Raw genomic sequence first — 24,376 nt, 5'->3', positions numbered from 1 at the left:
GTGGGCGCGAGGCGTGCTGGCGAAGTCACCGGTTCAGACGATCCGGATGTCAGAGCTGACCATCACGATCGCGCAACCCCAGCAGGTACAGCACGCCGTCCAGACCCAGCGTGGAAATCGCCTGCTTCGCCGACTGTTTCACCAGCGGTTTGGCGCGGAATGCCACACCCAGCCCGGCAATCGCCAGCATCGGCAAATCGTTGGCGCCATCACCGACTGCAATAGTCTGTTCCAGACGCAAGCCTTCCTTGTGGGCCAGCTCACGCAGCAGATCGGCCTTGCGTTGGGCATCGACAATCGGCTCTACCGCGATGCCAGTTACCTTGCCGTCCACCACTTGCAGTTCGTTGGCGAACACGTAGTCGATGCCCAGTTTGGCTTGTAATTGCTTTGCAAAGTAGGTGAAGCCACCGGACAGGATCGCGGTCTTGTAGCCCAGGCGCTTAAGCTCGGCGAACAGGGTTTCGGCGCCTTCGGTCAGGCGCAGAGAGGCGCCAATTGAGTCCAGAACGCTGACGTCCAGCCCTTTGAGCAAGGCCAGGCGTTCCTTGAAGCTTTCGCGAAAATCAAGTTCGCCAGCCATGGCCCGCTCGGTGATTTGCGACACCTGGTCGCCGACGCCGGCAGCCTTGGCCAGTTCGTCAATGACTTCGGCCTCGATCAGCGTCGAGTCCATGTCAAACACCGCCAGGCGCCGGTTACGGCGGAACAGAGAATCTTCCTGGAACGCGATGTCGACGTTCAACTCCTGCGCCACGCTGAGGAACTCGGCCCGCAACGCCTGCGGATCAGCGGCTTCGCCACGCACAGAGAACTCGATGCAGCCCTTGCCCTTGTCGGCCGGAGTGTCCAGCGGCATGCGCCCGGAGAGGCGATCGATGTGGTCGATGTTCAAGCCGTAATTGGCGGTAATCGAGCTCACACGCTGCAATTGCTCGGCGGTTACCTTGCGGGTCAACAGGGTAACGATGTGGCGTTTTTTGCCCTGATTGCCGACCCACTGCTGGTAGTCCTCTTCGGACACCGGCGTGAAACGCACTTGCTGATCGAGCTTGTACGCCGTGAAAAGGATGTCCTTGAGCACCGACTGGCCTGGCTCGGTATCCGGAATTTCAACCAGGATGCCGAACGACAGGGTGTCGTGAATCACCGCCTGACCGATGTCGAGAATGTTCACGCCACCCTGCGCAAGAACGCCGGTAATGGCTGCCGTCAGACCCGGACGGTCGACTCCCGTGATGTTTATCAGGACAATTTCGCGCAAGGCGCACCCCCGCAGGTGGAAAAAAACCGCATTCTACCCACTTTCAGTGACCATCGGGCACCGTGAGCGCTTTGCCGGTCTAGGGCCTGTCGCTATACTGCGCGTCAACTTCACGGACAAAAGAGCCGAGCTCACAGTGAACCGGCCCACGCCAGTAAAAACCGATAACTTCTTTCTGCTGATCTTCCGGGCACTGCGCCATCGCCGTGTACCGATTGCATTACGCATTGCCAGCCATAACGTGATCCTGGTCGCCCTGGCCCTGGTCATTTATGCCTGCGTGATGGGCTTGCAGTTCAAGCAGGCCATGCATGAGCAGGCTGATGCGCTGGGCGAAAGCCTGACCACGCAGACCGCCACTTCGGCCACCGAGCTGTTGGTGTCCAACGACATCCTCAGCCTCAACGTGCTGCTCAACAACCTGACCAAAAACAAGCTGGTGGCCCACGCCGCCATCTACAGCGTGGACAACCGCATCCTCGCCGAGTCCGGCCAGCGCCCCAAGCACAGCCTGTTAGGCGCAGCCGATGGTATGTATGAGAGCAAAATCACCTTCCAGGACGTGACCGCCGGGCAACTGCGCATCAGCCTGGACATGGATCAATTCCAGCAACCGATGACCATCAGTCTGCAAAGCATGGGGATTCTGAGTGCAATTCTGCTGGCCCTGTCCCTGGCCTTGAGTCTGCGCCTGGGCCGGCACATCTCCACGCCGCTTCTGCAATTGCGCGTCTGGCTGCGCAATATCGACGAGTACACCCCGGCCACCGAGCGCCAGGACGAAATTGGTGATCTGGCGCGTCAACTGCACGCTAATTTCGCCCCGGAGCGGATCGAGCCACAGCCTGCACCTGAACCGGAATACGACGACAGCGACTACGCAGACCCCGAAGAACACGAGCCGACCTTCGAAGTGCGTAACCTGAGAGACCCGAGCTTCGATGAAAGCAAACCGGTGGCCGGCCTCAAGCCTGCTCCCCGGCACATCGTCAGCACCGTCGAAGATGACAATGACGACGAAGATCCATTCGCCGACCTGCGCGACGAGTCGGCAGACAACGTGCCAAAACCACTGGTCAAGCCACCGGTTTCGAACGTGCCACAGCACAGCGCGGTCCTGGCCGTGCAGTTAGGCGCTCAGGACCAATTGCGTCGCCTGCCCCGGGCCCGCCTGGAAGAACTGCTCAAGCGCTATCGTGATTGCCTGGACCAGGCCGCCTCGCTCTATCAAAGCGAACTGCACACGCTGAACGACGGCAGTACGTTGATGCTGTTCCACACCGAAGACAGTGGCGATGACTACCTGACCAACGCTATCTGCTGTGGCGAACTGCTGCGAGCACTGGGCCATCAGTTGCAAATCGAAGTCGCCGACAGCGGCATCACCCTGCAATTGCAGCTTGGCCTGACCTTGGGTGACGAGCTGTATGGCCTGAGCCAGATCGACCTGCTGCTGACAGAGTCAGCTCAGGACGCCCTGGCCCTGTCACAACACAGTCGCAACCTGCTGCTGGTAGAGCGCAAGATCAGCGACGACGTGCTGATTCGTCAACGTGCGCGTATTCGTCCGATCGCCAGCCCTGAAGGCGCTTGCTGTGTTGAGCGATTGATGGAGCCTTACCCATCAATGCTGGAGCGGCAACTGGCACGGATGCACGAACGCCGGGCGTAAGCCTTGATACCGAGACAAGCCCGCAGATGATCACTCGCCTGCGGGCTTTTTGTTGCCGGCAGCGCCCCCATTTGATCAGTGCCGTCGCCCTGTGAAAGCGGGGTTGCCCGCGAAGGGGTCAGGACAGGCCATGGAAGTCTCAACCCACAGAAACAACAAAGCCCGCATCTCTGCGCAATGCTGTTCACTTAAGGAAAAACGCCGCTTACCCCTAAATGGAGAAGCGGCGTTTTTCTTGGCTTTCGCTATAGAGTCGGAAATCAAAAACTTCCAGACTACGGCTTAAGTGAACAGCATTGTGCTTTCGGGTGGGGTTTTCATGCTTTCGACGCCGACGGCGCGGCATCTGAAATCAATTCCGAAGTTTTGCAGAAGTTAAGCAAAAACAATGAGATAGGCCAAAAAGACCGATGGTCTGACTGCCGCTTGTGGTCTGGTCGGTTTTACATACCCGGATTTCAGGGTATGTAGAAACAGGAGGGCATGACCAGGTGCGCGAACGATCGATCTTGCTCTCGGTTCAAGCGACAACAACCCTGCCGCATTTCTCCGGTTTGAAACGGAGGATGGTGAAACGGCTGGCGAAGTCGCGTTTCAAACGCGGCTTGGCCATCTGAGGTTTCCCGGTTTCAAACCGGAGAACCTCCGGCACACGATTCAGTATGGTCGCCCTCTACCTACTGCTTGAAACCCGGTAACCCTTTGGACGCTCGCCATTTTTTGACTGTTCCGGTGATGCCTTCTGGCGAGTCGTCTTCTCCATCATCAGGGTAGAAAATTAAGTCTGACCCGGAGGGGTGTTCGCTGATCTTTTCAAAGTGGAACACAAGCGCATCCACTTCTTTTTCGCTGCCCTCACTGCTAACGATGCGCTTGAGCAAGTCTACGAATTCGCTTTCGGTGTAGTCGGAGAAATTTGCTTTCATGGTTGTTTCCGATATTCCTTGTGGATTTCAGCATGTCGCTTAGGCGTCATTACGGAGAGATTGTCAACGTCATAGACCGCGCCGCCATGCTGGATATGTTCGATATGGTGTATCTCATGCCGTGTGTTTTCTCCGTTGCGCTCGGTCTTTGGTGCATATGGTGAGTTCCCTTTCAGCAACAGGGCTTGGTTGTTCGGTTTGAACTGACTAAGCAGCGCGGCATCCCTCGCGACCTCTTCCCAAAACGCCTCTCTGAACCTATCAAAGCTTGAAAATTCCCGCCCGCGCAGCTTATCGGCAATCCGCGTCGGGATCGGCGAACCGAGGCCTGTGCCTGCGCCCGCGAGCCAGATACCGGAAACATCTTTGCCGATACCAGTCACGCCGCCGGGCTCGTAACGGGCGCTCAATGATAGATAGATCGGCGCGATTTGCGGCTGACTCGGAAACCAGATAATCGCGTCTTGGTAATCCGGTGGATAGATCGGATTGACCAAGATTTTTGCAGCGTTTTCGGTTGGCGGAAACACCCACACGGCAGGCTTGAGTGTCACACCTTCCAGTGCCGGAATGCCCATCACTGAGCTGGGGTCTACTGCCGGAGTCCACGTGATTTTGATCCCGTCGCCCATGTCGGCCACCAGTTGGTCGCCTTCAGGCGTGGCGGTAATCACCGGCACTCGCTGCCATTCGGTTTTGGTCCCGGTATAAAAACCGTAGAGGTCCACCGAGCCATCGGGCAACTGTTTGACGTTCAGTCGTACCCGTGTGTTGCCTTCGGTTAATTGGGCGTACTGCTCAGAGGTATAGAACGCACTATCGGCTGAAGTGGTGTTCGGCAGCAGCACGCCAACAAGCACTTTGATATGCGTCGGCGCCATTGCCGCCAAGGTGCCTCCCAGACGTTTGGCCAGCTCCGAAGCGCTGCCCGAGCCGCCCACCCATTGCAGCGCCGTACCGGTAGCCGATGCCGCCCCACTGCCTCCGAGCACCGCATACGCGCCGTAGTCTTTCAGCAAATCGAGCGGCACGTAGCCACCGGGGTTGCTGTAATTAATCTCGCCGTCCGGTAATGCGCACGGCTTGGCGAACACGCAGCCTCTGAGCAGCGGAGATGGTGCTTTTGTAGGCTGAGGTGGTGGTGTTGGTGACGGCGCTAGGCGCAGCCGCTGCCGTTCTGCGACCAGCCTTGCTTGCTCATCCATAGCGCTTGATAACGGAGCGCCTCCTTTTGAGCTTGTGCCGCTTTGGTTCGCGCTCTCCGGGCGTTTTCCATCGTGAAGTCATAACACTGCTCGCAATGATGCCCTTTGTAGTTCCCTGTCGTCATGCCTCGTCATGCCTCGTCATCCTTATCAGTCCGCCGACAAGTCTACTACGAAGGTTTGAAGCTGCGGCGTAACCGTGACGCTAGCCCCACCGAGGGACATGCACGGAATGTCGGCGATACCGTGGAAACCAGAGTGGAAACCTCGACGATGGAAACCATCCAGCCCCCGGCGCTAAGTGCGCATTTTTCTTGCGTACCAGGTTGCGTACCACCGGTTTGCGTATCAGTCGTGTGCCCTTAGATACCTGCATCCCAACTACTGATGCGTGAGCTGTGCCACTCGCGGGCCAGAGCTTCAAATGTATCGTTAGCGGCCACAACTTCGGCGGCCTTGCGCGCCAGCTTTGTGGCCATCGGGTTCTTGCCTTCGGCGGCGTCGGCGCGCAGCTCGCCAGCTTTTGACCTGGCCAGTGCGCCGCTCACTTCCGGATAGCCGCCGAGACCGAGCCAGGACCATTTGCCGTCGGCTTTCTTGTATCGAAGCTCCCACGACTTCTGTCCGTTCGGTTTGACGCGAAAGTACAGACCGGCACCGTCAAGCTCGCGGTAGACGCCTACCTCGGGCTCAAGGCCTGACAGGGTGGTGTCGGCGAGTGGGCGGCGCTTGATTTCTGAGCGCTTCACGTCTTGTATGCCTCGGGTTCAATTTTTCATGAGGCATACACAGGGGCATACACGGTGGGAAGTATAGGGAGAGACAATTGTAGATAGCCAGAAACAAGAAAGCCCGCACTAGGCGCAATGCTGTTCACTTAAGGAAAAACGCCGCTTACCCCTAAATGGAGAAGCGGCGTTTTTCTTGGCTTTCGCTATAGAGTCGGAAATCAAAAACTTCCAGACTACGGCTTAAGTGAACAGCATTGCGCATCTCTGCGGGCTTTGCTTTGGATCACGTCCGGCTTAGAACCTGAACACTTCCATATCAGTACGAATCGGCGAGGCCATCGGCATCTTCGGTTGCTTGCCCTGCTCCGCCGCTGGCGCCGCCGGTTTGGCCGCCGGTTTGCGCGGTACGTCAGCAATCGGCGGCTGATTGGCCAGCGGCTTGAGCGCCACCGATAACTGCTCGGCCAGACGCTGCAGCAATACGCCCTGGGCCTGAACCTGCGCCGCAGTACCAGAGGTATGCGGTTCTTGCAGGTGAATAATGCGGTTATCGCGAACCTGGCCACGACGGTCGATCAGACGCCATTGGGCATCAAGGATGGCCGGTTGCGACTCGCCCGAATCCAGGCGCGTAATTGTCAGCAGAACTTGCACGTCCGGCGCAAAGCCCAAGGTGGCGGGTGCGAGCACAACGCGCTGGCTGTCCAGATGACCGGCGACCTGACGCAGCAACAATTGATCGATATCGGAAGACAGGCTCCCGGCCCAGCGACCATCGGTAGACGCTTGCAAGCTACCATCAGGCTGACGCTGCAACAGGGTTTCGCGTTGCAGGTAATCGGCAATCGTTACCGGCCCCAACAATACCGCCATACCAGCGCTTTGCGCAGGCTGAGCCGGACTTCCGCTGTCCAGCTGATACAGCGACACTGGCTGATGTACGCTGCAACCCGCCAGGCCAAGAACGCCAGCGAGCAACAAAATTAAAGGAAGGCGCAGAGCAGTCATCGTCCCATCCAAGTGGCGGCCTTAAGGCTAACCACAGTAAAAATACTCAATAAATATGAAGAACGCTCGGCCACGCCGACGTTTGAAAGGCCATATCATCCGTGAATATGCGTTCCGACTCCAGCGCCAAAGCGCCGATCTACGCGTTAAATCGTAGATCGAGCGCTCTAGCACGCTTAATTGAGAGTTTCTACCAGTAGTGCATCAACCCGCTGAAAGCCCCTTGGTAACTTGTTGCCACGACGCCCACGCTCACCTTTGTAGTGCTCAAGGTCGTCTGCTTTCAGCGACAAAGTCCGTTTTCCTGCCTGCAACACCAACGTGGCTCCGTCCGGCAGAACCGCGATGTCCGTGACATATTCTTCGCGACTCGCCACCCGCTCACCGGAGATCCCGATGATCTTGTTGCCTTTACCTTTACCTAATTGTGGCAAATCACTGATTTTGAAAATCAGCAGGCGACCTTCGGTAGTGACCGAAGCCAACCAGTTCTGCTCACGATCTGCAACCGCGCGCGGCAGGATCACCTTGGCGTTGTTTGGCAGGCTCAACAGCGCTTTACCGGCCTTATTCTTGGCTTGCAGGTCTTCACCCTTGACCACAAAACCGTAACCGGCGTCGGAGGCGATCACGTACAGCGAATCGTCTTCCGGCATCAGCACGCATTCAAACGTTGCGCCCGGCGGCGGCGTTAGACGACCGGTCAACGGCTCACCTTGGCCACGAGCTGATGGCAAGGTGTGCGCGGCGACCGAATAGCTGCGACCGGTAGAGTCGATAAACACTGCAAACTGGTTGGAACGCCCGGCTGCCAGGGCTTTGAAACCGTCCCCAGCCTTGTAGGAAAGCCCTGTGGCGTCGATTTCGTGACCTTTAGCGGAACGAACCCAGCCTTTTTCCGACAGCACGACCGACACTTTTTCGTTCGGCAGCAGGTCGTGCTCTGTCAGGGCTTTGGCTTCAGTACGCTCGACAATGGGCGAACGACGGTCGTCGCCATAGGTTTCGGCGTCCTTGATCAGCTCGGTGCGCACCAGCTTCTTCAGCTTGGCTTCACTGCCCAGCAAGGCTTGCAACTTGGCTTGTTCCTTGAGCAGTTCATCCTGCTCGGCACGCAGCTTCATTTCTTCCAGTCGCGCCAACTGACGCAAACGGGTGTCAAGAATGTAGTCAGCCTGGATTTCGCTCAGCGCGAACCGTGCGATCAGGCTGGCTTTCGGGTGCTCCTCGGTGCGAATGATGTGAATCACTTCATCGAGGTTGAGGTAAGCAATCAACAAACCGTCCAACAGGTGCAAGCGACGCTCGACCTTGTCCAGACGGAATTGCAAGCGACGACGAACTGTCTGAACCCGGAACTCCAACCACTCGACCAGCAATGCACGCAGGTTCTTCAACTGCGGTTTGCCGTCCAGACCAATGATGTTGATGTTGACCCGGTAGCTCGATTCCAGCTCGGTGCTGGCGAACAAATGCTGCATCAGCGCATCGTGGTCAAAGTTTTTGCGCGCGCCGGGGATGATCACGATCCGGCACGGGTTTTCGTGGTCGGACTCGTCGCGCAGGTCAGTGATTTGCGGAGCCTTGGACGGCTTGGCCTGCATCATCGCCGCTATCTGCTCCAGTACCTTGGCACCGGAGACCTGATGCGGCAGCGCGGTGACGATGATGTCGCCGTCTTCGATGTGATACACGGCGCGCATGCGCACCGAACCCTTGCCGGTTTCGTACATTTTCAGCAGGTCGGCGCGCGGCGTGATGATTTCCGCTTCGGTCGGGTAATCCGGGCCCTGGATGTGTTCACAGAGCTGTTCGACCGTGGCTTTTGGCTCGTCGAGCAAACGCACGCACGCCGTCGCGACTTCGCGCAGGTTGTGCGGCGGTACGTCGGTGGCCATGCCCACGGCAATCCCCGTGGTGCCGTTGAGCAGAATGTTCGGCAACCGCGCCGGCAACACCAGCGGCTCGTCTAACGTGCCGTCGAAGTTCGGCCCCCAGTCCGCCGTGCCCTGACCCAGCTCGCTGAGCAGCACTTCGGAGTAACGGGACAGCCGCGCTTCGGTGTAACGCATAGCGGCGAAGGACTTGGGATCATCCGGCGCACCCCAGTTACCCTGACCGTCAACCAGCGTGTAGCGATAGCTGAACGGCTGAGCCATCAGGACCATGGCTTCGTAGCAGGCCGAATCACCGTGCGGGTGGAACTTACCCAATACGTCACCGACGGTACGCGCCGACTTCTTGTGCTTGGAATCAGCGTCCAGCCCCAACTCGCTCATCGCATAGATGATGCGCCGCTGTACCGGTTTCAGGCCGTCGCCGATATGCGGCAAGGCACGGTCCATGATTACGTACATGGAATAGTTGAGGTAGGCATTTTCGGTGAAGTCAGCCAGTGACCGGCGCTCTACACCGTCCAGGCTGAGATCAAGGGAGTCGCTCATGCGGGCCTCATTATTTCGTGGTCTGGCGCAGCAGCATGGTGCCACCGCGCTGGGTAAATTCAAGTTTGTTCAATGCGCTCATACCGAGCAGCACTTGATCGCCTTCCAGGCCTGGCGCGACCAGCGCGCGAACATCACGCAGCACGATATCGCCCAGTTGCAACCGGTCGATGCGGGTTCGATAACCTTGGCTCAAACCGTTGGCCGTGCTCAGGGTCACCCCAAAGCCTTTATCCAGTTTCAGCCGTTCGGCCAATTCCTGCGGGACCGACACATCGGTCGCCCCGGTGTCCAACATAAAATCCACCGGCTGGCCGTTGATATGGCCGCTGGCGACAAAATGACCCTGGTGGTTACCGACCAGTTTCACTTCGACATACCCTTCGCCCTGCTGTGAGCTGACCACCGCATTAGGGTTTTGCTGACGGTCTTCCCACTGCCCGAAAAACCGCGTCGCCAAAAACAACGCCGCACACCAGGCCAAGATCATGAACACCCGGCCGGCGCGCTTACCTGGTGGTTGTTGACTCACGGTTTGGCGCTCCAGCCACCTTGCGGCGCGGCGAAGCGCCAGACAATCGGCCGGGCCTCGCCATCGGCGCGGGCACCGAAATTGTTGTCGACACCAATCCAGGCACCGTCAGCGTCGATGACCAACGCCTCTTCCAGCCCATAGCTCTGTGAGTAACGACGCTTTTCCTGCAGCAACTCGACGGCGTAGGACCAGCAGCGCTCTACTTTGGCCGTTTGCGGGTCGCGGCGACAGATCTGATAGGCATTGCGCTCAAGCGTAAACAGCTTGCCGTTGAACAAGGACAAATCGGAAAAATCCCTGGGCACGGCTTTAGCATTGGGAAACTGTGCCGGCTGCATTTCCAGCCCGGCTTCGCTCAACAGCACGCAGCCACCGTCGCAGTCCCACACGGTCTGTTTGCGCTTGATCCGCAGCAAACCACGACTTTGACGCTCGGCGGCGAGCCACATTTCATCGCCCGCCGGGTTGATCGCCAAGCCTTCGAACAGCGCATTGAATTGCAAAAGCATGCCGCTGGCCCGTGCTTCGCGAACCAGCATCGGCGATATTTTCAGCCACGACGCAGTCCCGTGCGGCGACACTTGCAGCACGGCCGCGTGGCCTTCGCTGACAATGTAGCGATTACCGGCGTTGTCACAGGAAATGCCTTCGAAATCCAGATCGCCACCGCGCACGAAAGACGCAGCCCAGTTACGCGAACTCAGCCCCAAGGGCAAGCCGCTGTCAGGTACGGGCGGTACCTCGATGCGCACAGTTTCGGCTTTCCAGACCGTGTCGGTGGTGTCGAGGCGATAAATTTGATCATCGTCGCGATCAGACACTGCCCACAGGTCCTTACCGCACAGGGCCAGACCCGACAAATTGCCGCCGCGCATACCGTCCACAGGATGCTCGGACACCAAGCGCAACTGCGGCGCCGGCTCGGCACAGAGCCCAAGCGACGTCAGCAGCAACGCACACGCCAAGGCAAAGCCGAAACGCATCAGCCTAGAACCTCGGCCAGGTTGCCTTTGGATTCCAGCCAGGACTTGCGATCACCGGCGCGTTTCTTCGCCAGCAGCATGTCCATCATTTCTGCGGTAGCGTCGTAATCTTCCAGCGTCAACTGCACCAGACGCCGAGTGTTCGGGTCCATGGTGGTTTCTCGCAATTGCGGTGGGTTCATTTCACCCAAGCCTTTGAATCGGGTGACCTGCGGCTTGCCGCGTTTCTTCTCAGCCACCAGTCGGTCGAGGATGCCATCGCGCTCGGCTTCGTCCAGGGCGTAATAAATCTCTTTGCCCAGGTCGATGCGGTACAACGGCGGCATGGCGACGTACACATGGCCGGCATCCACCAACGGACGGAAATGCTGGACGAACAAGGCGCACAGCAACGTAGCGATGTGCAAACCGTCGGAGTCGGCGTCGGCGAGGATGCAGATTTTTCCGTAGCGCAGTTGGGTGATGTCCGCCGAGCCTGGATCGACACCAATGGCGACGGCGATGTTGTGTACTTCCTGGCTGGCCAGCACTTCGCTGCCGTCCACTTCCCAGGTATTCAGAATCTTGCCGCGCAGCGGCAGGATCGCCTGAAACTCTTTATCCCGCGCCTGCTTGGCCGAGCCGCCAGCGGAATCACCTTCCACCAGAAACAGTTCGGAACGCATCGGGTCCTGCCCGGCGCAGTCGGCGAGTTTGCCCGGCAGCGCCGGCCCCGCGGTGACGCGCTTGCGCTCAACTTTCTTGCTGGCCTTCAGACGACGGCCGGCGTTGTTGATCGCCAGTTCCGCCAGCAGCATGCCGGTTTCCGGGTTGGCGTTGAGCCACAGGCTGAAAGCATCCTTGACCACACCGGAGACAAATGCCGCAGCTTCGCGTGACGACAGGCGCTCTTTGGTCTGACCGGAGAATTGCGGCTCCTGCATCTTCATCGACAGCACGAACGCAATGCGCTCCCACACGTCTTCCGGTGCCAACTTCACGCCGCGCGGCAGCAAGCTGCGGAATTCACAGAACTCACGCATGGCGTCGAGCAAGCCCTGACGCAAACCGTTGACATGCGTACCGCCCTGAGCCGTCGGGATCAAGTTGACGTAGCTTTCCTGCACACTCTCGCCGCCTTCCGGCAACCACAGCAGCGCCCAATCCACCGCTTCTTTATTGCCGGCCAGGCTGCCGCAGAACGGTTCGTCCGGCAGGCGCTCGAATTCAGTAACCGCGTCGACCAGGTAGGAGCGCAAGCCATCTTCGTAATGCCATTCGACTTTCTCGCCGGTGGCTTTGTCCTCAAAACTGACCAGCAGCCCAGGGCACAGTACGGCCTTGGCCTTGAGTACATGCTTGAGACGGCTGATGGAAAATTTCGGCGAATCGAAGTATTTCGGGTCCGGCGCGAAGAACACACTGGTGCCGGTGTTGCGCTTGCCGACGGTACCGATCACTTCCAGCTCGGTGGCCTTGTAACCATTGGCGAAGGTCATCTGATATTCGTTGCCATCACGCTTTACGCGCACCCGGACTTCGGTCGACAAGGCGTTGACCACCGAAATACCCACCCCATGCAGGCCGCCGGAGAACTGGTAGTTCTTGTTGGAAAACTTACCACCCGCATGCAGCTTGGTGAGGATCAGCTCAACGCCAGACACGCCTTCTTCGGCGTGAAGATCCACCGGCATGCCACGGCCGTCATCGCTGACTTCCAGGGAGTGATCGGCGTGCAGGATGACCTGCACCGACGTCGCATGCCCAGCCAAGGCTTCATCGACGCTGTTGTCGATGACTTCTTGGGCGAGGTGGTTCGGCCGACTGGTGTCGGTATACATGCCGGGGCGCTTACGCACCGGGTCGAGGCCCGAGAGGACTTCGATGGCGTCTGCGTTATAAGAGCTAGCGCTGGGAGTGGCCATGGGGTCTCGTCGTCAGTGTTCGTGAAATAGGGGGCAATGATTCACAGTGCGGTGAAATCGATCGACTGATACACATCGGCGCCGATGCTGGCAAAACTCAACATGGCCGGCAATTTCTCGGCAAACCCTTGGAAACCATGGTCGCCGCCGGCCTGGATGCGTAAGGCACAGGCCCGGTAATACTGCTGGGCGAAGCGGTAGTCCAGCGTTTCATCGCCGGTCTGCAACCACACCTGATAGCGCTGAGGATCCTGGGGCGCCGGCACTTCCAGATCGGCCAGGGCCGTTACATGGTCGTGGGTCAGTTCCCAGGTCTCATCGGTATACAGGTTTTTCTGCGCCCCCAGATACCCGTCAAACAGGCGATGCGGACTGACGGCAGGGTTTATCAGCAGGGCCTTGAGGCCATGGCGCTCGGCCAAGTGAGTGGCATAGTAGCCGCCGAGTGAGCTGCCGACCAGCAGAGGCCGACCGAGTTCGCCAATCGCTTGCTCCAGCTGACCGATGGCCTCACGCGGGTGGTGGTGCAGGGCCGGCACTCGCAACTGATCGCTCAAGCCAAGACGGTCCATCACATTAATCAACTGACAGGCCTTTTTCGAGGCCGGGGCGCTGTTGAAACCGTGGATATAAAGGATCGAACCAGACATTTGAGCTCCCTGTGCGTCGGGCAAAGAGCCGCAGTTTACAGGGAGTCTGAGAAATCGGGGATAGCCGATGGCTGGAGACGGCCTATTCTGGGTTAGGCGCTCCGATACCGACGAACCCGGTTATTCCACCCTCGCCATAACGCCAATTGCCGGGGCGTTGCGGAGGGCGAGATCGAGAGGCCGAACGCTTGATCCATCAGTAGCCGCCCGACGCGTAATCAATCTTGAAGTCGAAGCCGGTCACCCGCTCCACAGCCGTCTCCAGTTGCCCATCCGGTAACAACCGCAACCACCGATACCCCGGTGCCTGCTCGCCCACCTTGAAATGCTCACTGCCCGGCTCGAACTGAATGCACGTCGAAGGCGAAGCCATCAGCCGCACGCCATTACGCAACTGATCGAACGCTTGATGCACATGCCCCCACAACACCGCCCGCACTTGGGGGAACCGGTCCAGCACCGCAAACAGCGCCTCAGGATTGCGCAAACCGATAGGTTCCATCCACGCGCACCCGATCGACACCGGGTGATGATGTAAGCACACCAAATGATGCCGCTGGGGCGCTTCGCTCAAGGCGCGCGCCAACAACTGCAACTGCTCATCCTGCAAATACCCTGGCACCGAGCCCGACACCGCCGAGTCGAGCAGCGTGATTCGCCAGTTGCCGATGTCCACCACCGGTTCCAGCAGCGCACTCTGCACTGCGGCTTCAGCCATGACGTGGGGCTCGTCGTGATTGCCCGGAATCCAGCGTGCCGGGGCATCGATGTGCTGCGTCATGTCACGAAACTGCTGATAAGACTCCAGCGTTCCATCTTGAGACAGGTCGCCGCTGGCCACAATCAAGTCGATCTGCGGCTGCTGACGCTTCACCAATTCGATAACGCTTTGCAGGCTGTCACGAGTATTCATGCCCACCAACGTGCCGTTCGCTTCGGCAAACAGGTGACTGTCGGACAGTTGCACCAGCAACGCCGTGTCGGCGGTGGTCAATGTGGATACGCTCGGCAAGGCGTTCTCCCAGGGCTGGATCACGAAAATGGGTAGGTGCCGCAATTATGCTGGGGGACGATCAAAAGAGGAAACCTGTGAACCGGACGCAGTTCACAACGGGACCACTTAGCGAACCACTGCGTACTCGTGCCCGCAGGCCAGGCAATGACTCAGCCACTCTCCCAGGAACAGATTGAGCTGCGCTTTTTCATCCGGCTGGTGCATCGCCGCATTCGGGTAAGGATAGATGCCCCGGAAGCGTCGCGCATGCTCGGCACTGATAACTTCGGCCATGCGCGCGTCGTGGTAGACCTGCACTTCCAGTTGTGGCACCGGCAGCCAAGGCAGGCTGTGCTCCTGACGCACCTGCAAAGTGGTGGTGTAAGGGCAGGCCTGCAGGACTTCCAGCGCGAGGACGCCGAGCATCTGGTCGCCCTGAGTCACCGCAATGCGCCGAGCCGCTGGCTCGTTGCGCATGTCAGGCAGCAATCGCATCAGTCGCGCGTAATTCGCCTCGCAGGAAGCTTGTAGCCCCACGAGGTCCACCCGATAGCGATCGCGCAGCTTGTTTACGACCATAACCCCCTCACTTCAGCACGGTTCAAAGCAAGCCATTGCAAAGCAATGATGCTGGCCGCGTTGGCAATTCGTCCATCGCGCACGGCCTGCAGGGCATCTTCGAGCGCCCAGACCGTCACGCGAATATCTTCCGCTTCTTCTGCCAGTCCATGCAGCCCCCCTACTCCATTGGTATCACAGCGCCCCAGGTACAAATGCACGAATTCGTTACTGCCACCCGGCGACGGAAAATACTTGAGCATCGGCCACAGCGCCCCGAACATCAGCCCAGCTTCCTCCTGCGCTTCGCGGTGAGCAACTTCTTCCGGTTCTTCGTCCTTGTCGATCAGACCAGCGACCAGTTCCACCAGCCACGGGTTGTCGGTCTTGCCCATGGCCCCGACGCGAAATTGCTCGATCAGCACCACTTCATCGCGCTGCGGGTCGTAAGGCAGCACGCACACGGCATCGTGCCGAACGAACACTTCGCGGTTGATCTCGCGGCTCATGCCACCGGCAAACAGTTCGTGGCGCAGCACCACACGCTCAAGCTTGTAGAAACCCTTGAAGCAGGTTTCCCGGCTAACGATATCAACGGTGGTCGGAACAGCGTTGGCAAAATCAGTCATGAACATCCTCGTTTACGGCGAATCCAATACGAGGCTCCAACCTCGACTTCGCGCCATCCTAACGCGCTCGCAACGTTTGATGCAGCCCCTTTCCTGTCAGCGGGATAGACGGCGCGACTGTAAACATCTCTAATTAGCGCAGTGGCGAACGGACGGCTTCGTTGAGAGTCGAAGCCGTAACTTTTCGTCTTCCCCTGGTTTATGAAGGACGCCCATGTCGCTTTTTAAAATCGCCTCAGTGGCCGCAATTGCTTTGACTCTGGGTGCCTGCCAGAGCCTGTTCCAACCCAATTACCTGACGCCGTTGCCCTCCACCAACGACGCCTCGGAACAGCTGAAACCGGGCTGCACCACCCCGGACTGCCCGCTGGTGAACATCGATACCCTGCACTTCCCGACCGAGCCTGCGCTGGATGGCATCGTCGAAAAACGCCTGCTGCAAATGACCCGCACGTCGCCCGATGCCCCCGTGGCACCGACGCTGGCAGCCTACCGCGAACAGTTTTTGCGCGATGCCGCCCCGCGTTACGGCAGCTACCTGCAAGCCAAAGTACGGGAGCAGCATGACGGCTTGGTGATCATTGAGCTGGCCAGTTACCTGGACACCGGCGAAGAACACGGCAAACCCGGCCGTGGTTTCATCAACTATTCGCGCCAGCAGCACAAAGTGTTGAGTGTGGCGGACATGTTGCTGCCGGGGCAGGAGGAGATGCTCTGGAAGGCGGCGCGGGTCACGCACAACAATTGGCTGATCGCCACCCGCCTCGATCAGGAACAGGAATACATCAAGACCTGGCCGTTCCAGAAAACCCCAAACGTGGCGCTGACGTCCGCAGGGGTACTGCTCAAGTACGACGTGAGCACCATTGCGCCATACGCGCTGGGCAATATCGAACTGACCATCCCCTACACACGCCTGAACGGCATTCTCAAGCCTGAGCTGTTTCCCGGCCGTCACTGAAGGCTCGACCGAGCACAAACTGCAGCAGCCCTGCCAGTACCAGAGACGGCAGGGTTGCGCCGATGTCTGGATACAGATTAGCCAGCAAATGATAAGTGGTCACCCCGCCCAGCCAGGCGAGCAACGCCGGCCAGCGCAGCGCCGCTGAAGCCACTTGGCGCCTGCGTTGGCGCAGGATGAAGTGATCCACCAGCACCACGCCGAACAGCGGTGCAAACACCGAACCGATCAACAACAGAAAGTTCTGGTACTGGGCCAAAGGCGCCAGGCACGCAATCAGTGTGCAGATCACGCCGATGGCCAAGGCCAGGTGTTCGACTTTCAAGCGCAACAAAATCCCGCTCGACACGGCGGCCGAATGAATGTCGGCAAAAGCGTTTTCCGACTCGTCCAGCAGGATCAGCAGCAGCGGTATCCCAAGACCGGCACCGGCCAATGCCAGCAGCAAGGCATTCACTTCACCGCTCGGCGCGAACGCCAGGGTGTACGCCACGCCCAGGCTCATCAGCCAGAAATTACCGATGAAGAAACCCAGCGCAGTGCCGCCAAAGACATTTTTCGCACGTTTGCCAAAACGTGAGTAATCGGCAATCAGTGGTAGCCACGACAGCGGCATGGCGATGGCGATGTCAAAACCCACGGCGAACGGCATCGAACCATCACCGGATTTGGCCCACAACGCAGCCAGGTCGGCTTTGGAAAACAGATTCCAGGTCAGCCAGAGGCACGCTGCCAACAGCAGCCAGATGCCCCATTTGCGCAGGATTTTGCGCACGAACGTCAAGGGACCGCTGACGGCGAGCAGGGTGGCGAGTGCGCCGAACACCAGGGTCCAGAGCAGTGGACTGGTCAACAGACTGCCTTCGCTGAACGCACGGGCGCCGAGCAGGCTGGCGGCGTCACGCATGACGATGATTTCGAACGAACCCCAACCGATCAGTTGCAACAGGTTGAGCACCGCCGGCAGGCTCGCGCCATGTTTGCCAAGGCTCAGTTTGAGCGCCGCCATGGACGAAAGGCCCGTGTCGCTACCGATCACGCCAACCGCTGCCAACAGCAGCACGCCGACCAGCGTGCCGAGAAAAATCGCCAGCAATGAACCCGACAGGCCCAGGCCAGGAGCGAGCAAAGCGCCAGTCTGCAACACCATCAGGCCAATGCCGAGGGAGAACCACAGGGAAAACAGATCACGGCCGCCAAACACACGCTTGTCGGTGGGCACCGCGATATCAGGGGAGTAAGTGCTGGTTTGAATGCTCAAGGGTGTTATCTCAGAGGGACATTTGTTGTTGTATTGATCGCTTTCGCGAACAGGCTCGCGCCCACAGGGACGGTGTAAAAAACACAGATCCTGTGTGGGCGCGAGCCTGCTCGCGAAGAGGCCTTTTCAGGCCCCACCCTTTCGGGTCAGATCAAACTTTCTTGTAAAGCTGGCTGCCTTCCTGCTTGAACCGCTCAGCCTGCTCAGCCAGTCCCTTGGCGACTTCGGCATCGACCGTTTCAATCCGTTGGTTGGCCGCGTACTCACGGACTTCCTGGGTGATTTTCATCGAGCAGAATTTCGGCCCGCACATCGAGCAGAAGTGCGCAACCTTGGCCGAGTCCTTCGGCAGGGTCTCATCGTGGTATGAGCGTGCAGTGTCCGGATCGAGGCCCAGATTGAACTGGTCTTCCCAGCGGAATTCGAAGCGCGCCTTGCTCAAAGCATTGTCGCGAATCTGCGCGCCAGGATGCCCCTTGGCCAAGTCCGCCGCGTGAGCGGCGATCTTGTAGGTGATGATCCCGGTCTTAACGTCATCCTTGTTCGGCAAGCCCAAATGTTCCTTCGGCGTGACGTAGCAAAGCATCGCGCAACCAAACCAGCCGATCATCGCCGCACCGATACCGGAGGTGATGTGGTCGTAGCCCGGCGCGATGTCGGTGGTCAACGGACCGAGGGTATAAAACGGCGCCTCGTCACAGCATTCCAGCTGCTTGTCCATGTTCTCTTTGATCAACTGCATCGGTACGTGGCCCGGGCCTTCGATCATGCACTGCACATCATGCTTCCAGGCAATCTTGGTCAGCTCGCCGAGGGTTTCCAGCTCGCCGAATTGTGCGGCGTCGTTGGCGTCGGCAATCGAGCCCGGACGCAGGCCATCGCCCAGCGAGAAGCTGACGTCGTAGGCCTTCATGATTTCGCAGATATCTTCGAAATGGGTGTAGAGGAAATTCTCTTGGTGGTGCGCCAGGCACCACTTGGCCATGATCGAACCGCCACGCGAAACGATGCCGGTGACGCGCTTGGCGGTCAGTGGCACGTAGCGCAGCAACACGCCGGCGTGGATGGTGAAGTAATCAACGCCCTGCTCGGCCTGCTCGATCAGTGTGTCGCGGAACAGCTCCCAAGTCAGGTCTTCGGCCGCACCGTCGACTTTTTCCAGCGCCTGATAAATCGGCACCGTGCCGATTGGTACTGGCGAGTTGCGGATGATCCACTCGCGAGTTTCGTGGATGTGTTTACCGGTGGACAGGTCCATGACCGTATCCGAACCCCAGCGAATGCCCCAGGTCAGTTTCGCCACTTCTTCTTCGATGGACGAACCCAGCGCGCTGTTACCGATGTTGCCGTTGATCTTCACCAGGAAGTTACGGCCGATGATCATCGGTTCCAGTTCGGTGTGGTTGATGTTGGCCGGAATGATCGCGCGACCACGGGCGATCTCGTCACGGACAAATTCAGGGGTGATGATTTTCGGCACGCTGGCGCCGAAGCTGTAACCCGCGTGCTGCACGTCCAGCAACCCAGCGGCACGGGCCACTTCGAGCTTCATGTTTTCGCGGATGGCGACGTATTCCATCTCGGCGGTGATGATGCCTTTGCGCGCGTAGTGCATCTGGCTGACGTTAGCCCCGGCCTTGGCTCGGCGCGGGTTGTTGACGTGAGCGAAACGCAGCTTGGTCAGCTCGGCGTCGGCGAGACGTTCCTGGCCGAAGTTCGAACTCAGGCCGCTCAGGCGTTCGGTATCGCCACGGGATTCGATCCACGGCGAACGAATATCGGCCAGGCCTTTGCGCACGTCGATGATGACGTTGGGGTCGGTGTAGGGCCCCGAGGTGTCGTACACAACGACCGGCGCGTTGATCTCACCGCCGAAGTCGGTCGGGGTCACATCAAGGCTGATTTCGCGCATGGGCACGAGGATGTCCGGGCGGGAACCCTGAACATAGATTTTTTGCGAGCGGGTAAACGGCTGAACCGATTGTTGATCGACTTGGGCAGAGTCACTCAGGTTCGTCGTATTTTTTAGTTTTATCGTCATCACGGGCTCTCCGAACACATCCAGGCAGTGGATTTTTGTCGGAGCGAACCTGTAATCGAATGGACGCACGGGCGCAGGGAAAACCAGCCGTGCTGTGCTCTGTACTCGAGGGGTGTTCGATTGTCGAACAACATCCCGGACGAAGCACAAGAGGACTCGCCGGGTGACGAGAAATCTTGTTCCCTACGCAGGCGCTAACCTGATCAGGTTCAACGGGATCCGAAATTATTCGATCTCAGCCTCATAGCAAGGCACCCCGACAAGAACCCGGCCAGTCTAGACACAACGGCTCAAGAACGCCAACACCGCGGCAAACGCCATGATGAATGGCGTAATTACAGGATTGTTGCCGCCTGCGTGCGCAACTACACTCGCTACGCCGCGCCTTGACGCTGTACGACACAGCGCCGTACCTTTGGCGCTCAAATTATCAGTGTAATTTTTAGGGATGGCCTCATGCTGCGCAAACTCTCACTGGCCCTTGCCGTGTCTTGTGCGTCCAATGGAATGGCCTGGGCAGAAGAAGCGCCCTTATCGACCAAAACCGACCTGGTCAGCGTCTATCAAGAAGCGCTGGACAACAACGCCGACCTGGCGGCTGCCCGCGCTCAATATGGCGCGCAAAAAGAAGTCGTGCCACAAGCCCGCGCCGGGTTGCTGCCCAATATTTCTGGCGGTGCCGAAGTGGCCGATGTGCGCACCTCGATAGATCAACCTTCGGCCATCGCCAACCGCAGCGCCCACTCCTACCAGGCGACCTTGTCCCAGCCACTGTTTCGAGCAGACCGCTGGTTCCAATTCCAGGCCGCCAAGGACGTCAACGAACAAGCTGCGCTGCAACTCTCGGCCACTGAACAAAACCTGATCCTGCAAACCGCCGAAAACTACTTCAACGTGCTGCGCAGCCAGGACAACCTGGCCTCGACCAAAGCTGAAGAAGCCGCGTTCAAGCGTCAGCTCGACCAGTCCAACGAACGCTTCGATGTGGGCCTGTCGGACAAGACCGACGTGCTGCAATCGCAGGCCAGTTACGACACCGCCCGCGCCAACCGGATTCTCGCTCAGCGCCAGGTCGATGACGCGTTCGAAGCGCTGATTACCCTGACCAACCGCCAGTACAACTCGATCTGGGGGATCGTCCATACGCTGCCAATCTTGCCGCCGACGCCTAACGACGCCAAGGCCTGGGTCGACACCGCGGCCAAACAGAACCTGAATCTGCTGGCCAGTAATTACGCGGTCAGCGCCGCTGAAGAAACCCTCAAGCAACGCAAGGCCGGCCATGCGCCAACCGTGGACGCCGTGGCCAAGTATGAGAAAGGTGACAACGATGCGCTGGGCTTCGCCAACCCGAATGCCTTTGGCCAGCCTTACGGCGGCAATGTCGAGCAGCGCACGCTGGCGCTGCAACTGAATATCCCGATCTACAGCGGCGGCCTCACCAGTTCACAAGTGCGCGAGTCCTATTCGCGCCTGGATCAGAGTGAGCAACAGCGTGAAGGCCTGCGCCGTCAGGTGGTGGAAAACACCCGCAACCTGCACCGTGCGGTGAACACCGACGTCGAGCAGGTGCAGGCGCGCAAGCAGTCGATCATTTCCAACCAGAGCGCGGTGGAAGCCACCGAAATCGGTTATCAGGTAGGAACGCGCAACATTGTCGATGTACTTGATGCGCAGCGTCAGCTGTACACCTCGGTGCGTAACTACAACAACACGCGCTACGACTACATCCTCGACAACCTGCGTTTGAAGCAGGCAGCCGGCACGTTGAACCCCGGCGATTTGCAGGACCTGACCCGCTACCTCAAGGCCGACTACAACCCGGACAAGGACTTTCTCCCACCGGACCTGGCCAAGGCGGCAGCGGAACAACTCAAAGCCCGGCCTTAACCGCCAGACGTTGAGGCGCCAGGCTCATGCCTTGTCGATCAAACGCCCCAACCCGTCCAGCAACCGTTGCAGCGCGCCTTGATTGGCGCGCATCACCTTCAACCCCGCCTCGGCCATCCGTTGCGCATCACGCGGCAACTCGAACAACCGCTGCACCGCCACCGCTAGACTTTCTGCATCCTCGACCTCGACCAACGCCCCGGCGTTGCGCAACTGCGCGGCGATTTCAAGAAAGTTGAACACGTGCGGGCCACTCAATACCGGTTTGGCCAGCGCAGCCGGTTCCAGCAGGTTGTGCCCGCCGTTCGGCACCAGGCTGCCGCCGACAAAGGCGCTGTCGGCCAAGGCATAAAGAAACAGCAACTCACCCATGGTGTCGCCCAACAGCACCGAAGTGTTCGCGATCACCGCGTCGCCCGTGGAGCGGCGCACCGTGGCAAATCCCTGTTGCTTGCACAGTTCGAACACCGCGTTGAAACGCTCAGGGTGGCGCGGCACCAGGATCAGCAATGCATCGGGATGATTGGCGAGTAGCTGACGATGCGCCGCCAGCACCACTTCGTCTTCCCCTTCGTGGGTACTCGCTGCAATCCACACCGGGCGCTCCAGCGCTTGCCACTGGCCACGCAGCTCGGCGGCGCGCTGGAGCAGTTGCGGGTCGATGGTCAGGTCATATTTGATTGAGCCGGTCACTTCGACCGCTTCTGCCCGTGCCCCGAGCGAGCGAAAACGCTGTGCCTCGGCCTCGGTCTGTACCGCGAACAGGCTCATCTGCGCCAGCATTGGCTGGGTCAGTTTATGAAAGCGGCCATAGCCTTTGGCAGAACGCTCGGACAATCGCGCATTGGCCAACGCCACGGGAATCGCGCGCTTGGCGCATTGGTGGATATGGTTGGGCCACAGTTCGGTTTCCATGATTACCGCCAGCTTCGGCCGGACCCGATCGAGGAATCGCGCCGCAGCGCAGGGCAAGTCGTAAGGCAAATAGCAGTGCTGGACGCGCGGCTCATCGGCAAACAGCGCCCGAATACGCTCCGAGCCCGTCGGCGTCATGCAGGTCACTGTGATCGGCAACTGTGGATAACGTTGCAGCAAGGCACGAATCATCGGTGCGGCAGCAATGCTTTCGCCCACGGACACCGCGTGTACCCAGAGGCCGCCCGGCTTCATCGCCGGTAGCCCGAGGGAAAACCGCTCGCCAATGCGCTGGGCATACGCCGGCGCCTTGCGCGAGCGCAGCCACAGCCGAATCACTACCAATGGCAGCCCCAGATAAAACAGTGCGGTATAGAGAGTTCTATTCATGGCGCCGGAGTTTATCGGTTTTTAAGCCGATCGCCTGCAAATGCACAGCAAAACGTTCCGCCAGCCAACGCGCGGCCGGGCCCAAGGGCTCATCGCGCCGCCAGACCAGCTCCACCACCAGCGCTGGCGGCGTCCACTCGCTGGCCAGTTCGACCATCAGGCCCTGATAGGCCGGGTATTGCACCACGTGCCGCGGCAGCCAGGCCCAACCGAGGCCACGCACTAGCCATTCGGCCATCACGTAGAAACTGTCAGCCCGCCAAACCTGCGGGCTGGCAGGCTCGCTGCCGGGATAAACGCTGGACTGAGTGGACATCAATAACTGTCGATGCTGCGCCAGTTGCTGGCAGTCCACCGCACGCTGCGTCGCCAACGGATGCCCGACGCCGCACACCGTGACCATCTCGACGCTACCCAGCACCCGGCGCTCAAGCGCCTCAGGTATCTGGTCGTGATAAAACAGCAAGCCTAGATCGGCCTGGCGCTCCACCAACTTACGCGCCACATCGCCTTGGGCGGCGCTGGTCAACTGCACTTCCAGACTGGGGAATTGCTCGGCAAGCGCTTCGAAGCTTTCAATGATTGGCTGATAAGGCATTGCCTCATCCTGTGCCAGGCGCAGGCGAGCTTCCTGGCCACGCATCATCGCCAGTGCGCGGCCGTTCAGGCGTTCGCACTGGCGCAACACTTCTCGCGCCTCCTCCAACAATGCAGCGCCGGCCTCAGTGAGTTTCGGCTGACGGCCGCTGCTGCGGTCGAACAGGCTCACGCCCAAGTCATCTTCCAGCAGCGCAATCGAACTGCTGATCGCTGACTGCGCCTTGCGCTGATCCCGCGCGACGGCGGAAAACGAACGCCGCTCCGCGACACTGACAAACAGGCGCAGGTGTTCCAGACTCCATTGCACGCTCATGACGCAACCTATCTCTATGGAAGATAGGTAATGACTTTACCGCACTTGGTTAATCGCTAAAATGCCGACCTCACCACGCAACGCAATATTTGAGGATTGACCCATGACCGCCTACTACTACTTGGCCATCGCCATCTGCGCCGAAGTAATGGCGACTGTATCGATGAAAGCGGTCAAGGGCTTGAGCACCCCGCTGCCGCTGACGCTGGTGATCATCGGTTACGGCATCGCGTTCTGGATGCTGACCCTGGTGGTGCGCACCGTCCCTGTGGGCGTGGCTTACGCGGTATGGGCGGGCATGGGGATTGTGATGGTCAGCATCGCGGCGCTGTTCATCTATGGGCAGAAGCTGGACGTACCGGCCATGTTGGGGATGGGCTTAATTGTTCTGGGCGTGGTAGTGATCCAACTGTTCTCAAAAACTGCGGGGCACTAACTGCCTGCAATCCGTTGTGGGAGCGAGCCTGCTCGCTGCCACAGTTTGATCACTGACAAATCCCCT

General features: G+C 59.2%; 20 protein-coding genes, 1 pseudogene and 1 riboswitch. Of the genes and pseudogenes, 4 read left to right on the top strand and 17 right to left on the bottom strand.

Going from position 1 to position 24,376, the window contains the following annotated elements; all coding sequences use genetic code 11:
• Positions 1–49: 49 nt before the first annotated feature.
• Positions 50–1,264, bottom strand: coding sequence for a phosphoserine phosphatase SerB (serB, locus tag RHM68_RS02055; protein ID WP_322220295.1), 1,215 nt, complete (start codon positions 1,262–1,264; stop codon positions 50–52).
• Positions 1,265–1,400: 136 nt separating this feature from the next.
• Between serB and RHM68_RS02050 the strand changes: the two genes are divergently transcribed.
• Entirely contained in the window at positions 1,401–2,936 is a 1,536-nt protein-coding gene (locus RHM68_RS02050; RefSeq protein WP_322220294.1) for an AhpA/YtjB family protein, read from the top strand.
• Between the two features lie 677 nt (positions 2,937–3,613).
• Here RHM68_RS02050 and RHM68_RS02045 read toward each other — a convergent pair.
• The 12 genes and pseudogenes from RHM68_RS02045 to RHM68_RS01990 all read right to left on the bottom strand — a co-directional run bounded on the left by RHM68_RS02045 (position 3,614) and on the right by RHM68_RS01990 (position 15,503).
• Entirely contained in the window at positions 3,614–3,862 is a 249-nt protein-coding gene (locus RHM68_RS02045; protein ID WP_322220293.1) for a bacteriocin immunity protein, read from the bottom strand.
• Positions 3,859–4,956 (bottom strand): S-type pyocin domain-containing protein, encoded by a 1,098-nt coding sequence (locus RHM68_RS02040; protein WP_322220292.1) that lies wholly within the window; start codon positions 4,954–4,956, stop codon positions 3,859–3,861. The genes RHM68_RS02045 and RHM68_RS02040 overlap by 4 nt, the downstream gene beginning before the upstream one ends.
• A gap of 479 nt (positions 4,957–5,435) precedes the next feature.
• Positions 5,436–5,816 (bottom strand): annotated as a pseudogene (locus tag RHM68_RS02035) (Arm DNA-binding domain-containing protein); the annotation flags it as partial.
• A gap of 276 nt (positions 5,817–6,092) precedes the next feature.
• A complete protein-coding gene (locus RHM68_RS02030; protein WP_322220291.1) occupies positions 6,093–6,806 on the bottom strand; it encodes a PqiC family protein in 714 nt (237 codons plus the stop codon).
• A 176-nt stretch (positions 6,807–6,982) separates the two neighbouring features.
• Entirely contained in the window at positions 6,983–9,250 is a 2,268-nt protein-coding gene (gene parC / locus RHM68_RS02025) for a DNA topoisomerase IV subunit A (protein ID WP_322220290.1), read from the bottom strand.
• 10 nt (positions 9,251–9,260) lie between these two features.
• Entirely contained in the window at positions 9,261–9,782 is a 522-nt protein-coding gene (locus RHM68_RS02020) for a retropepsin-like aspartic protease family protein (protein ID WP_322220289.1), read from the bottom strand.
• Positions 9,779–10,768: an esterase-like activity of phytase family protein gene (locus tag RHM68_RS02015; protein ID WP_322220288.1), complete on the bottom strand. Its 990-nt coding sequence runs from the start codon at positions 10,766–10,768 to the stop codon at positions 9,779–9,781. Before RHM68_RS02015 ends, RHM68_RS02020 begins: the two co-directional genes overlap by 4 nt.
• Positions 10,768–12,672 (bottom strand): DNA topoisomerase IV subunit B, encoded by a 1,905-nt coding sequence (parE, locus tag RHM68_RS02010; protein ID WP_322220287.1) that lies wholly within the window; start codon positions 12,670–12,672, stop codon positions 10,768–10,770. Before parE ends, RHM68_RS02015 begins: the two co-directional genes overlap by 1 nt.
• A 41-nt stretch (positions 12,673–12,713) precedes the next feature.
• Positions 12,714–13,322, bottom strand: coding sequence for a YqiA/YcfP family alpha/beta fold hydrolase (locus tag RHM68_RS02005; RefSeq protein ID WP_322220286.1), 609 nt, complete (start codon positions 13,320–13,322; stop codon positions 12,714–12,716).
• A gap of 196 nt (positions 13,323–13,518) precedes the next feature.
• A complete protein-coding gene (cpdA, locus tag RHM68_RS02000; RefSeq protein WP_322220285.1) occupies positions 13,519–14,334 on the bottom strand; it encodes a 3',5'-cyclic-AMP phosphodiesterase in 816 nt (271 codons plus the stop codon).
• A 108-nt stretch (positions 14,335–14,442) separates the two neighbouring features.
• Entirely contained in the window at positions 14,443–14,895 is a 453-nt protein-coding gene (locus RHM68_RS01995; protein ID WP_322220284.1) for a DUF1249 domain-containing protein, read from the bottom strand.
• On the bottom strand, positions 14,886–15,503 hold the full coding sequence (locus tag RHM68_RS01990; protein ID WP_322220283.1) for an NUDIX domain-containing protein: 618 nt from the start codon (positions 15,501–15,503) through the stop codon (positions 14,886–14,888). The genes RHM68_RS01995 and RHM68_RS01990 overlap by 10 nt, the downstream gene beginning before the upstream one ends.
• 214 nt (positions 15,504–15,717) lie before the next feature.
• Here RHM68_RS01990 and RHM68_RS01985 point away from each other — a divergent pair, with 214 nt between their 5' ends.
• Entirely contained in the window at positions 15,718–16,464 is a 747-nt protein-coding gene (locus tag RHM68_RS01985) for an RsiV family protein (RefSeq protein ID WP_322220282.1), read from the top strand.
• On the opposite strand, the gene cytX is transcribed toward RHM68_RS01985, so the two are convergent.
• The gene (gene cytX, locus RHM68_RS01980; protein ID WP_322220281.1) at positions 16,433–17,725 is read right to left on the bottom strand and encodes a putative hydroxymethylpyrimidine transporter CytX; all 1,293 of its coding nucleotides are present in this window, start codon (positions 17,723–17,725) and stop codon (positions 16,433–16,435) included. The two genes, RHM68_RS01985 and cytX, sit on opposite strands and share 32 nt — an antisense overlap.
• A 151-nt stretch (positions 17,726–17,876) precedes the next feature.
• Positions 17,877–19,766 (bottom strand): phosphomethylpyrimidine synthase ThiC, encoded by a 1,890-nt coding sequence (thiC, locus tag RHM68_RS01975; protein ID WP_322220280.1) that lies wholly within the window; start codon positions 19,764–19,766, stop codon positions 17,877–17,879.
• Between the two features lie 163 nt (positions 19,767–19,929).
• Positions 19,930–20,035, bottom strand: a riboswitch (TPP riboswitch).
• A 187-nt stretch (positions 20,036–20,222) separates the two neighbouring features.
• Here thiC and RHM68_RS01970 point away from each other — a divergent pair.
• The gene (locus RHM68_RS01970; protein WP_322220279.1) at positions 20,223–21,656 is read left to right on the top strand and encodes a TolC family outer membrane protein; all 1,434 of its coding nucleotides are present in this window, start codon (positions 20,223–20,225) and stop codon (positions 21,654–21,656) included.
• Positions 21,657–21,680: 24 nt separating this feature from the next.
• Here the strand turns inward: RHM68_RS01970 and waaA are convergent, their stop codons facing one another.
• Positions 21,681–22,961: a lipid IV(A) 3-deoxy-D-manno-octulosonic acid transferase gene (gene waaA, locus RHM68_RS01965; protein WP_322220278.1), complete on the bottom strand. Its 1,281-nt coding sequence runs from the start codon at positions 22,959–22,961 to the stop codon at positions 21,681–21,683.
• Complete coding sequence (locus RHM68_RS01960) at positions 22,954–23,874, bottom strand: LysR family transcriptional regulator (RefSeq protein WP_322220277.1); 921 nt, start codon at positions 23,872–23,874, stop codon at positions 22,954–22,956. Before RHM68_RS01960 ends, waaA begins: the two co-directional genes overlap by 8 nt.
• Before the next feature lie 103 nt (positions 23,875–23,977).
• Between RHM68_RS01960 and RHM68_RS01955 the strand changes: the two genes are divergently transcribed.
• Positions 23,978–24,310 carry a multidrug efflux SMR transporter gene (locus tag RHM68_RS01955; RefSeq protein ID WP_322220276.1) on the top strand — a complete coding sequence of 111 codons (333 nt, stop codon included), beginning with the start codon at positions 23,978–23,980 and terminating at the stop codon, positions 24,308–24,310.
• Positions 24,311–24,376 lie beyond the last annotated feature (66 nt).

The sequence above is a fragment of the Pseudomonas sp. DC1.2 genome, assembly GCF_034351645.1.
In the GTDB taxonomy this organism is placed as follows: domain Bacteria; phylum Pseudomonadota; class Gammaproteobacteria; order Pseudomonadales; family Pseudomonadaceae; genus Aquipseudomonas.
Note: the sequence above shows the minus strand (reverse complement) of the source record. Positions and strands in the feature narration are given on the sequence as shown.